This window comes from Streptomyces sp. SudanB25_2051, assembly GCF_964272635.1.
Classification (GTDB): domain Bacteria; phylum Actinomycetota; class Actinomycetes; order Streptomycetales; family Streptomycetaceae; genus Streptomyces.
The window spans coordinates 784,024-795,000 of record NZ_OZ186787.1 but is presented as its reverse complement, the minus strand read 5'-3'; the positions used below and the strand labels follow the sequence as shown (position 1 = coordinate 795,000).

The 10,977-nt window shown below is 68.0% G+C and carries 9 protein-coding genes and 2 rRNA genes (1 of these 11 only partly in view); all 11 read left to right on the top strand.

Annotated elements, in window-relative coordinates; translation table 11 throughout:
* Window positions 1–1,857, top strand: a 23S ribosomal RNA gene (locus tag ACSUPT_RS03490); it begins 1,266 nt to the left of the window's first position.
* 77 nt (window positions 1,858–1,934) lie between these two features.
* Window positions 1,935–2,051: ribosomal RNA gene (gene rrf, locus ACSUPT_RS03485) — 5S ribosomal RNA — on the top strand.
* 167 nt (window positions 2,052–2,218) lie between these two features.
* Window positions 2,219–2,827 carry a CDP-alcohol phosphatidyltransferase family protein gene (locus tag ACSUPT_RS03480; RefSeq protein WP_351967305.1) on the top strand — a complete coding sequence of 203 codons (609 nt, stop codon included), beginning with the start codon at window positions 2,219–2,221 and terminating at the stop codon, window positions 2,825–2,827.
* Between the two features lie 113 nt (window positions 2,828–2,940).
* Window positions 2,941–5,436, top strand: coding sequence for a mannose-1-phosphate guanyltransferase (locus ACSUPT_RS03475; protein WP_351967304.1), 2,496 nt, complete (start codon window positions 2,941–2,943; stop codon window positions 5,434–5,436).
* 110 nt (window positions 5,437–5,546) lie between these two features.
* Window positions 5,547–6,476 (top strand): DUF881 domain-containing protein, encoded by a 930-nt coding sequence (locus ACSUPT_RS03470; protein WP_361661310.1) that lies wholly within the window; start codon window positions 5,547–5,549, stop codon window positions 6,474–6,476.
* Window positions 6,473–6,805, top strand: coding sequence for a small basic family protein (locus ACSUPT_RS03465; protein ID WP_168437949.1), 333 nt, complete (start codon window positions 6,473–6,475; stop codon window positions 6,803–6,805). Before ACSUPT_RS03470 ends, ACSUPT_RS03465 begins: the two co-directional genes overlap by 4 nt.
* A 5-nt stretch (window positions 6,806–6,810) precedes the next feature.
* Entirely contained in the window at window positions 6,811–7,668 is an 858-nt protein-coding gene (locus tag ACSUPT_RS03460) for a DUF881 domain-containing protein (RefSeq protein ID WP_361661306.1), read from the top strand.
* Between the two features lie 166 nt (window positions 7,669–7,834).
* On the top strand, window positions 7,835–8,749 hold the full coding sequence (locus ACSUPT_RS03455; protein ID WP_361661303.1) for an FHA domain-containing protein: 915 nt from the start codon (window positions 7,835–7,837) through the stop codon (window positions 8,747–8,749).
* A gap of 68 nt (window positions 8,750–8,817) precedes the next feature.
* Window positions 8,818–9,567: a transcriptional regulator FtsR gene (gene ftsR, locus ACSUPT_RS03450; protein ID WP_399220037.1), complete on the top strand. Its 750-nt coding sequence runs from the start codon at window positions 8,818–8,820 to the stop codon at window positions 9,565–9,567.
* 53 nt (window positions 9,568–9,620) lie between these two features.
* Complete coding sequence (locus ACSUPT_RS03445; RefSeq protein ID WP_023589746.1) at window positions 9,621–10,094, top strand: bifunctional nuclease family protein; 474 nt, start codon at window positions 9,621–9,623, stop codon at window positions 10,092–10,094.
* Window positions 10,095–10,334: 240 nt separating this feature from the next.
* On the top strand, window positions 10,335–10,928 hold the full coding sequence (locus ACSUPT_RS03440; RefSeq protein ID WP_403501408.1) for a MerR family transcriptional regulator: 594 nt from the start codon (window positions 10,335–10,337) through the stop codon (window positions 10,926–10,928).
* The last annotated feature ends 49 nt before the right edge of the window (window positions 10,929–10,977 follow it).

The window sequence follows — 10,977 nt, the reverse complement described above, 5'->3', positions numbered from 1 at the left end:
TCATTGCAGCATGAGGGCCAACGCCCGCTGTGATGGGTAGGGGAGCGTCGTGTGCCGGGTGAAGCAGCCGTGGAAGCGAGTTGTGGACGGTTCACGAGTGAGAATGCAGGCATGAGTAGCGATACACACGTGAGAAACGTGTGCGCCGATTGACTAAGGGTTCCTGGGTCAAGCTGATCTGCCCAGGGTAAGTCGGGACCTAAGGCGAGGCCGACAGGCGTAGTCGATGGACAACCGGTTGATATTCCGGTACCCGCTTTGAAGCGCCAGCGCTGAACCCAGCGATGCTAAGCCCGTGAAACCGCCGTGTGCGTCTTCGGACAAGCACGGAGTGGTGGAGCCGGTGGCCCAGACTGGTAGTAGGTGAGCGATGGGGTGACGCAGGAAGGTAGTCCAGCCCGGGCGGTGGTTGTCCCGGGGTAAGGGTGTAGGACGTCACGTAGGCAAATCCGCGTGACACATAGTCTGAGACCTGATGCCGAGCCGATTGTGGTGAAGTGGATGATCCTATGCTGTCGAGAAAAGCCTCTAGCGAGTTTCATGGCGGCCCGTACCCTAAACCGACTCAGGTGGTCAGGTAGAGAATACCGAGGCGTTCGGGTGAACTATGGTTAAGGAACTCGGCAAAATGCCCCCGTAACTTCGGGAGAAGGGGGGCCACGCCTGGTGATGAGTCTTGCACTCGGAGCTGGGGGTGGCCGCAGAGACCAGCGAGAAGCGACTGTTTACTAAAAACACAGGTCCGTGCGAAGCCGTAAGGCGATGTATACGGACTGACGCCTGCCCGGTGCTGGAACGTTAAGGGGACCGGTTAGCTTGGATTCGTCCAGGCGAAGCTGAGAACTTAAGCGCCAGTAAACGGCGGTGGTAACTATAACCATCCTAAGGTAGCGAAATTCCTTGTCGGGTAAGTTCCGACCTGCACGAATGGCGTAACGACTTCTCGACTGTCTCAACCATAGGCCCGGTGAAATTGCACTACGAGTAAAGATGCTCGTTTCGCGCAGCAGGACGGAAAGACCCCGGGACCTTTACTACAGTTTGATATTGGTGTTCGGTTCGGCTTGTGTAGGATAGGTGGGAGACTGTGAAGCTTGGACGCCAGTTCAGGTGGAGTCGCCGTTGAAATACCACTCTGGTCGTGCTGGATGTCTAACCTGGGTCCGTGATCCGGATCAGGGACAGTGTCTGATGGGTAGTTTAACTGGGGCGGTTGCCTCCTAAAGGGTAACGGAGGCGCCCAAAGGTTCCCTCAGCCTGGTTGGCAATCAGGTGTTGAGTGTAAGTGCACAAGGGAGCTTGACTGTGAGACCGACGGGTCGAGCAGGGACGAAAGTCGGGACTAGTGATCCGGCGGTGGCTTGTGGAAGCGCCGTCGCTCAACGGATAAAAGGTACCCCGGGGATAACAGGCTGATCTTCCCCAAGAGTCCATATCGACGGGATGGTTTGGCACCTCGATGTCGGCTCGTCGCATCCTGGGGCTGGAGTCGGTCCCAAGGGTTGGGCTGTTCGCCCATTAAAGCGGTACGCGAGCTGGGTTTAGAACGTCGTGAGACAGTTCGGTCCCTATCCGCTGTGCGCGTAGGAATATTGAGAAGGGCTGTCCCTAGTACGAGAGGACCGGGACGGACGAACCTCTGGTGTGCCAGTTGTTCTGCCAAGGGCATGGCTGGTTGGCTACGTTCGGGAGGGATAACCGCTGAAAGCATCTAAGCGGGAAGCCTGCTTCGAGATGAGTATTCCCACCTCCTTGAGAGGGTAAGGCTCCCAGTAGACGACTGGGTTGATAGGCCGGATATGGAAGCCCAGTGATGGGTGGAGTTGACCGGTACTAATAGGCCGAGGGCTTGTCCTCAGTTGCTCGCGTCCACTGTGTTAGTTCTGAAGTAACGAACTCCCATTTGGCTGGTTGAGTTCATATCTTCATAGTGTTTCGGTGGTCATAGCGTTAGGGAAACGCCCGGTTACATTCCGAACCCGGAAGCTAAGCCTTTCAGCGCCGATGGTACTGCAGGGGGGACCCTGTGGGAGAGTAGGACGCCGCCGAACAATTTTTGACGGGGAGCCCCGTGTCTGATGGCACGGGGCTTTCCGCATTTCCGAAGCCATATTCCGCCGAGGCCGGCCCCGGCGGCGCCCACCCCGTGCGAGGGCCGGCGGCCGCTGACGGTAAGGTCAGGGGGCAGTATTGGCACGTTCCCACAGGAGGCCCCCGGGTGGAGGTACAGGAGACTCGCGTTCAGACGGACCGGGTCCTCACCATCCCCAACATCCTGAGCATGGCCAGGCTCATCGGTGTACCGCTCTTCCTGTGGCTCATTCTCCGCCCCGTGTTCGGCGGGCCGAACAGCGACGGCTGGGCCTTCCTGGTCCTGGCCCTCAGCGGCGTCAGCGACTACCTCGACGGCAAGCTCGCGCGACGCTGGAACCAGATCAGCAGCCTCGGGCGACTTCTCGACCCCGCGGCCGACCGCCTCTACATCCTGTCCACGCTCATCGGCCTGACCTGGCGGGAGATCCTGCCGCTCTGGCTCACCGCAGCTCTCCTCGCACGCGAGGCCATGCTGCTGGTGATGGTGGGAATCCTCCGCCGCCACGGCTATCCGCCGCCCCAGGTCAACTTCCTCGGCAAGGCGGCCACCTTCAACCTGATGTACGCCTTCCCGTTGCTGCTGCTCAGCGACGGTGACACGTGGCTTGCGTCACTCGCTGAAGTTTTCGGGTGGGCCTTCGCCGGATGGGGTACAAGTCTGTACTGGTGGGCAGGGATTCTCTACGTGGTCCAGGTCCGCCGACTCGTCAAGGCGGAAACCGCAGCCGAATGACCCTGTCTTTTCTTGCCGCAGCGTAAAACCGCTCCGGTGTGTTGTCAGAAGGCCACAGCAAAGACGGGTGAACTCGGCCAGATCGTCGTCGCTGCAAGGAGGACGCTTCCGACATGAAGGCCGTCGTGATGGCCGGAGGCGAAGGCACCAGACTTCGCCCCATGACCTCGAGCATGCCCAAGCCGCTCCTGCCGGTCGCCAACCGACCGATCATGGAGCATGTGCTGCGCCTGCTCAAAAGGCATGGACTCACCGAGACCGTCGTAACCGTGCAGTTCCTCGCGTCGCTCGTCAAGAACTACTTCGGGGACGGCGAAGAGCTCGGAATGGAGCTCACCTACGCCCATGAGGAGAAGCCACTCGGCACCGCCGGCAGCGTCAAGAACGCCGAAGAGGCACTGAAGGACGACGCGTTCCTCGTCATCTCCGGGGACGCCCTCACCGACTTCGACCTGACCGACCTCATCGCCTTCCACAAAGAGAAGGGCGCCCTGGTCACCGTCTGCCTCACGCGCGTACCGAACCCCCTCGAATTCGGCATCACCATCGTCAACGAGGAGGGCCGCGTCGAACGGTTCCTGGAGAAGCCCACCTGGGGCCAGGTCTTCTCCGACACCGTCAACACGGGCATCTACGTCATGGAGCCCGAGGTCTTCGACTACGTCCAGGCCGACACGTCGGTGGACTGGTCGGGCGACGTCTTCCCGCAGCTGATGAAGGAAGGCAAGCCGATCTACGGCTACGTCGCCGAGGGCTACTGGGAGGACGTCGGCACCCACGAGAGCTACGTCAAGGCCCAGGCCGACGTCCTCGAAGGCAAGGTCGACGTCGAACTCGACGGCTTCGAGATCTCCCCCGGCGTCTGGGTCGCCGAAGGCGCCGAGGTCCACCCCGACGCCGTCCTGCGCGGACCCGTCTACATCGGCGACTACGCCAAGGTCGAAGCCGACGTCGAGATCCGCGAGCACACCGTCATCGGATCGAACGTGGTCGTCAAGAGCGGCGCCTTCCTCCACAAGGCCGTCGTCCACGACAACGTCTACATCGGCCCCCACAGCAACCTGCGGGGCTGCGTCATCGGCAAGAACACCGACATCATGCGGGCCGCCCGCATCGAGGACGGCGCCGTCATCGGCGACGAATGCCTCGTCGGTGAGGAATCGATCGTCCAGGGCAACGTCCGCGTCTACCCCTTCAAGACGATCGAGGCCGGCGCGTTCGTCAACACCTCCGTCATCTGGGAGTCCCGCGGCCAGGCCCACCTCTTCGGGGCGCGCGGCGTCTCCGGCATCCTCAACGTCGAGATCACCCCCGAGCTCGCCGTCCGGCTCGCCGGCGCCTACGCCACCACCCTGAAGAAGGGCGCCACCGTCACCACCGCCCGCGACCACTCCCGAGGCGCACGCGCCCTCAAGCGGGCCGTGATCTCCGCCCTGCAGGCCAGCGCCATCGACGTACGGGACCTGGAGAACGTCCCCCTGCCCGTGGCGCGCCAGCAGACCGCCCGCGGCAGCGCCGGCGGCATCATGATCCGCACCACGCCCGGCGTGCCGGACTCCGTCGACATCATGTTCTTCGACGAGCGCGGCGCCGACCTCTCCCAGGGCGGGCAGCGGAAGCTCGACCGCGTCTACGCGCGTCAGGAATACCGCAGGGCGTTCCCCGGCGAGATCGGCGACCTCAGCTTCCCGTCGAGCGTCTTCGACCAGTACACCGGCGCCCTGCTGCGCAGCGTCGACACCAGCGGTGTCGCGGAAGCCGGACTGAAGGTCGTCGTCGACGCGTCCAACGGCAGCGCCGGCCTCGTCCTGCCGAGCCTCCTCGGCCGGCTCGGCGTCGACTCGCTGACGATCAACCCCGGTCTCGACGAGTCGAGGCCCACCGAGTCCGCCGACTCCCGCCGTGCCGGGCTCGTCCGGCTCGGCGAGATCGTCGCGTCCGCCCGGGCCGCGTTCGGCGTGCGCTTCGACACCGTCGGCGAACGGCTGTCGCTCGTGGACGAACGCGGACGCATCATCGAGGACGACCGGGCACTGCTCGTCATGCTGGACCTGGTCGCCGCCGAGCGCCGCAGCGGCCGCGTCGCCCTGCCGGTCACGACGACCCGGATCGCCGAACAGGTCGCCGCGTACCACGGCACGCAGGTCGACTGGACGACCACGTCGCCGGACGACCTGACCCGTGTCGGGCGCGAGGAATCCACCATCTTCGGTGGAGACGGCCTCGGCGGGTTTATCGTTCCCGAGTTCAGCAGCGTCTTCGACGGCACCGCCGCGTTCGTGCGGCTCATCGGGCTCGTCGCGCGGACCCAGCTCACGCTCAGCCAGATCGACGCGCGCATCCCGCGCGCCCATGTGCTGCGGCGCGACCTGGCCACGCCGTGGGCCGTCAAGGGACTCGTCATGCGGCGGGTCGTCGAGGCGGCCGGCGACCGGCACGTCGACACCACCGACGGAGTGCGGGTCGTGGAAGCGGACGGGCGGTGGGTGCTCGTCCTGCCCGACCCGGCCGAGGCCGTCACCCACCTGTGGGCCGAAGGCCCCGACGACGAGTCCGCGCAGGCGTTGCTCGACGAGTGGGCGGCCGTCGTGGACAGCGCCGGGCGCTGACCGCCAGGGAGTGATCGCACACCGATGTGCCGGACCGATCGTCAGACCGGGTCCGGCACATCGGTGGGGCCATTCGGCGGTAGCCGCTCCGACATGCGACGATGTGCGGCATGTCGCAGCAGCCCCCCGTTCGGAGCACCGGCTCCCCGCCTCCGCGTCCCGACGCGTCGATGTCGCTGCTGACCAACGTCATGGACCACGCGCTCGACGACGGGTACGCGGAGGCGACCGCCCGCCGCGCCGCCGAGGGCGGCGGACTGCCCCGTACGCTCCGGGCCAAGCTCGGGCTCGCCGCGGGACTCGTCCTCGCCGCGGCGGTCGTCACGCTGGGCGCCGCGCAGGCGCAGATATCGGCGCCGGTCGTGGCGAAGGAGCGCGAAGAGCTCATCGACCGCATCCAGGCGGAGACGACGGCCGTCGAAGGCCTCGAAGAGGACATCGAGAAGCTGCGCCGTGAAGTGGGGGAGCGGCAGCGCGCCGCCCTCCAGGAGCACGGCAGCGAGCGCGGCGAGCTAGTGGCGCTGCTGTCCGGCGCGACCGAGGTGACCGGTCCCGGCGTGAAGCTCGTCATCGACGACGCGAAGGACGCGGAGGAGGGCGGTGGCGGCCCGCGCGAGGGCAGCGGCTTCTCCGACACCGGCCGGGTACGCGACCGCGACATGCAGCGGGTCGTCAACGGCCTGTGGCAGTCCGGGGCGGAGGCCATCGCGATCAACGGGCAGCGGCTGACCGCCCTGTCCGCGATCAGGGCGGCCGGTGACGCCATACTGGTCGACAACAGGCCGCTCGTACCGCCGTACACGGTGCTCGCGGTGGGGGACGGCAAACGGCTCGGCAGCCGGTTCCAGGACAGCGCGGACGGCCGCTACCTGCGCGCGCTGGAGGGGAACTTCGGCATCCGCAGCGGGATCTCCCCGCAGGACCGGGTCACTCTGCCGGCGGCACCGAGCCTGATCGTACGCACAGCACAGCCGAGGACCTCCGGAGCCGGCACCGGCGAAGGACAGGGCACGGCCGACACAGGGAAGGGCACATCGTGATCGCCGTACTGGGCCTCGTCGCGGGAGTGGTGGTCGGACTGTTGATCCGGCCCGAGGTGCCGGCGGTGGTCGAGCCCTATCTGCCGATCGCCGTCGTCGCCGCGCTCGACGCGGTCTTCGGGGGGCTGCGGGCCATGCTCGACGGGATCTTCGTCGACAAGGTCTTCGTCGTGTCGTTCCTGTCGAACGTCGTCGTGGCCGCCCTGATCGTGTTCCTCGGCGACAAGCTCGGCGTGGGCGCTCAGCTGTCCACGGGCGTCGTGGTCGTCCTCGGCATCCGGATCTTCTCCAACGCCGCCGCCATCCGGCGGCATGTGTTCCGGGCGTGAGGCCGATGAGCAACGAAGAGCACACCCCCAGCACCCCCGGCACCCCCGGCACCCCGGACGCCGCGAAGGCCCCCGGCACGCCGGGCGCCCCGCGTGAGCCGCAGCGGCCCCGGGGCGCGACGGCGGCCGCGCAGCCGGCCGAGATGACCGGTCGCCAGCGGCTGGTCGCCGGGCTGTGGCCGCCGCGCGTCACACGGGCGCAACTCGTCGTCGCGCTGCTGCTGTTCGGCCTCGGGCTCGGCCTGGCCATCCAGGTCCGCTCCACCGGCGACGACGGCACGCTGCGCGGCGCCCGCCAGGAGGACCTGGTGCGCATCCTGGCCGAGCTGGACGACCGCAGTCAGCGCCTGGAGGACGAGAAGACGCGGCTCGACGCCCAGCGCAGGGAGCTGGAGAACAGCTCCAACCAGGCCGAAGAGGCGCGCAAGCAGACTCAGGAGAGGGAACGTCAGCTGGGCGTCCTCGCCGGTACGGTGGCCGCCGAGGGCCCCGGCATCACCTTCACCATCGAGGACCCGCTGACGGCGGTGGAGCCCGACAAGCTCCTCGACACGATCCAGGAGCTGCGGGCCGCCGGTGCCGAGGCCATCCAGGTCAACGATGTGCGGGTGGTCGCCGACTCCTACTTCTCCGGGGAGGCCGGGGCCGTCGAGGTGGACGGGCGGAAGATCAGCGCGCCGTACCGCTTCCAGGTGATCGGCAAGCCGCAGGATCTGGAGCCCGCGCTCAACATTCCGGGCGGGATCGTGCAGACGCTGGAGAAGGAGCAGGCCACGGCCACGGTGACCCGCTCGGAGAAGATCGTTGTTGACGCCTTGCGACCGGCGGAGCGGCCTGACTACGCTCGGTCGTCACCGCAGTGAGGTCCGGGCCCATGGGACCGCGCCGCGGACATGCCCGACGGACCGGGCCTGACAGGGGAGGCGAGACAGTGGGGGCAGCTCCCGTGACGGCGGGACCGGCGGCCGGTCGGCGGATCGGCAACGCCGGCCGGGAGGTTGCGGGGGGTCGCCGTTTCAAGAGCGTGGTGTGTGGTGGAAACTGTCCGGAGGATACGGACGTTGTGAGAGTGTCCGGGTCGGCAGGAGTGTTCATTCAGGGTTCGTCCTGCCCCACGGGCGGGTCTGTTTCGTTCAAGGGGAATCGCCCGTGAAGTTGTTTGCGAAGTTGTTCGGCAAGAGCGCACGCGAGGACGGCGGCAACGCCAGGCACCGCGCGCCGCAGCACGGTCAGAGCCAGGAGGGGCAGGGCGCGGAGCGTCCCCTCTTCCGCGACGAGGTCGCTGGTCCGGGTGGTGACATTACGGGCGGCCAGGGCGCGTCTTCTGTTGACCCTGCCGGTCCCGCCCGCATAGGTTCCGATCCGTACGCGACCAGCGTCCACGCGGCCGGGCCGCGGCAGGAGGATGGGTCCATGCCGGTGTGTACGCGGTGCGGACACCGCAATGCCGAGGCGAGTCGGTTCTGCTCCAACTGCGGCGCGCCGCTGCGTGGGGGCGCCCCCGCGGAGCGCGCGTCGGAGACGACGTCGACGATCTCCATCTCGGGGCTCGAGGCGTACGACAGCGAGACCACCGGCCAGACGGCGCTGCCGTCGCTGTCGCCCGAGGCGCAGGCCGCGGTGGACGCCCTGCCGCTGGGCTCGGCGCTGCTGGTGGTGCGGCGCGGGCCGAACTCCGGCAGCCGCTTCCTGCTCGACAGCGACCTGACGACCGCCGGCCGTCATCCGCAGAGCGACATCTTCCTGGACGACGTGACGGTGTCGCGTCGCCATGTGGAGTTCCGCCGGGCGGCCGACGGCAGCTTCACCGTCGCGGACGTCGGCAGCCTCAACGGCACGTACGTCAACCGTGAGCCGATCGACGCCGTCCAGCTCACCAACGGTGACGAGGTGCAGATCGGCAAGTACCGACTGGTCTTCTACACGGGCCAGCGGGGCGTCTGACCTCCCCGGACCGCCGTCCGGGGTCACCCGTCGCCCCGGACGCGTCCGGGGCACCCGAGGGAAGGTCCATGCTGCGAACACCGACAGGCGGTGCCGGTCACGGCACCGCCGACGCGGGTGACCGGCTGGTGAGCATCGGCACGGTCCTCAACCAGCTGCGGGAGGAGTTTCCCGAGGTCACCATCTCCAAGATCCGGTTTCTGGAGGCGGAGGGGCTGGTCGAGCCGCGGCGGACGGCGTCCGGGTACCGCAAGTTCAGCCCGGACGACGTGGAGCGGCTGGCGCTCATCCTGCGGATGCAGCGGGACCACTACCTGCCGCTGAAGGTCATCCGGGAGCATCTCGACGCCCTGGCGCGCGGTGAGCAGATCCAGCTGCCCGCCCAGGGCGGACGCGTGGACGCGTCGGACGGCGGGAGCCCGTGGGAGCCGGACGAGGACCGGGTCACCGCCGCCCGGGTGGGGCGCGCCGAGCTGCTCGCCGCCGCCGAGGCGAGCGAGGAGCAGCTCGCCGAGTGGGAGGCGTACGGGCTGGTCACGCCCGGCGCGGACGGCGGCTACGACGCGGAGGCGGTGACGGTCGCCAAGCTCGTCGCCGAGCTGGGGCGCTTCGGGCTGGAGCCCCGGCACCTGCGGGCCGTGAAGGCCGCCGCCGAGCGGGAGGCGGGCCTGGTGGAGCAGGTCGTCGCGCCGCTGCGCCGGCACCGCAATCCGCAGACCCGGGCCCATGCCGAGGCCACCGCCAAGGAGCTGGCCGCGCTGTCCGTGCGGCTGCACGCGGCCCTGGTGCGGTCGGCCCTCGGAGTGCGCTTCCCCTGACCTCGGGGGAACCCGACTATCCAAACCGGTGCGGCACGTCCTAGGGTTGCTGTGTGAACGAGCTCGATGTTGTCGGTGTCCGGGTGGAAATGCCGTCCAACCAGCCGATCGTTCTCCTGCGTGAAGTGGGAGGCGACCGCTACCTCCCGATCTGGATCGGTCCGGGAGAGGCGACGGCGATCGCCTTCGCCCAGCAGGGCATGACGCCCGCGAGGCCCCTCACCCACGACCTTTTCAAGGACGTGCTCGAGGCCGTGGGCCAGGAGCTGACCGAGGTGCGCATCACGGATCTGCGCGAAGGGGTCTTCTACGCGGAGCTGGTCTTCGCCAGCGGTGTCGAGGTGAGCGCACGGCCCTCCGACGCCATAGCGCTGGCCCTGCGCACCGGAACGCCGATCTTCGGCAGCGACGGTGTCCTCGACGACGCGGGGATCGCGATTCCGGACGAGCAGGAGGACGAGGTGGAGAAGTTCCGCGAGTTCCTCGACCAGATCTCTCCCGAGGACTTCGGCACCGGCAATCAGTGACCCGGGTCGCGCCGCTCCCGGCGCGGGGCGCTTGGGGGCGCGCGGAGGTGGTGACCACCCGGCGCCCGAGGGCGCTCGGTGCGCCTTTCCGCGCATTCGAGGAGCTGTTCCCGGTATTCGGACACGTCAAACCACTCTCAGGGTGATTATCACTCGGCGTGGCGAGTGTGGCGATCGTTGACGCACCCCTGGGGACTGCCTACCGTCGATGGGGCAGGTCAAGGACGGAGGGTCGGCGTGATGAGCAGCGGCGACGGTACGGCAGGGGGTCTCCCCGGACGGAGTCCGGTCGGGAGCGGGCCGTATCCGCTTCACGGAGGTGCGGCCGAGCCGGCGACCGACGTCATCGGATACCGGGGGCCCACCGCGTGCGCGGCCGCCGGCATCACCTACCGGCAGCTCGACTACTGGGCCCGCACGGGGCTGGTCGAGCCGAGTGTCCGGCCCGCGTACGGGTCGGGTACGCAGCGCCTCTACAGCTTTCGCGACGTCGTCGTCCTGAAGATCGTCAAGCGGTTCCTGGACACGGGGGTCGCGCTGCAGAACATCCGGGCGGCCGTGCAGCACCTGCGGGACCGCGAGGTGCGCGATCTGGAGCGGATGACGCTGATGAGCGACGGCGCGACGGTGTACGAGTGCTCGTCCCCGGACGAGGTCGTGGACCTGCTCCAGGGCGGGCAGGGCATCTTCGGGATCGCGGTCGGTGTGGTGTGGCGGGACGTCGAGGCCGCGCTGTCGCAGCTGCACGGCGAGCGGGTCGACACGGGCGAGACCCTGGTGGGGCACAACCCGGCCGACGAGCTGGCGCGGCGCCGGCGCGACAAGGCGGTCTGAGCGGCGTGTCCGCGGGCGGGCGCGGCGCGGGGTCCGCCGCCGGACGTGT

Bases quoted from the DNA above. Each gene is read 5' to 3' on its own strand.
- ACSUPT_RS03475 (WP_351967304.1), top strand. From the start codon at position 2,941: ATGAAGGCCGTCGTGATGGCCGGAGGCGAAGGCACCAGACTTCGCCCC.
- ACSUPT_RS03440 (WP_403501408.1), top strand. From the start codon at position 10,335: ATGAGCAGCGGCGACGGTACGGCAGGGGGTCTCCCCGGACGGAGTCCG.
- ftsR (WP_399220037.1), top strand. From the start codon at position 8,818: ATGCTGCGAACACCGACAGGCGGTGCCGGTCACGGCACCGCCGACGCG.
- ACSUPT_RS03470 (WP_361661310.1), top strand. From the start codon at position 5,547: ATGTCGCAGCAGCCCCCCGTTCGGAGCACCGGCTCCCCGCCTCCGCGT.
- ACSUPT_RS03460 (WP_361661306.1), top strand. From the start codon at position 6,811: ATGAGCAACGAAGAGCACACCCCCAGCACCCCCGGCACCCCCGGCACC.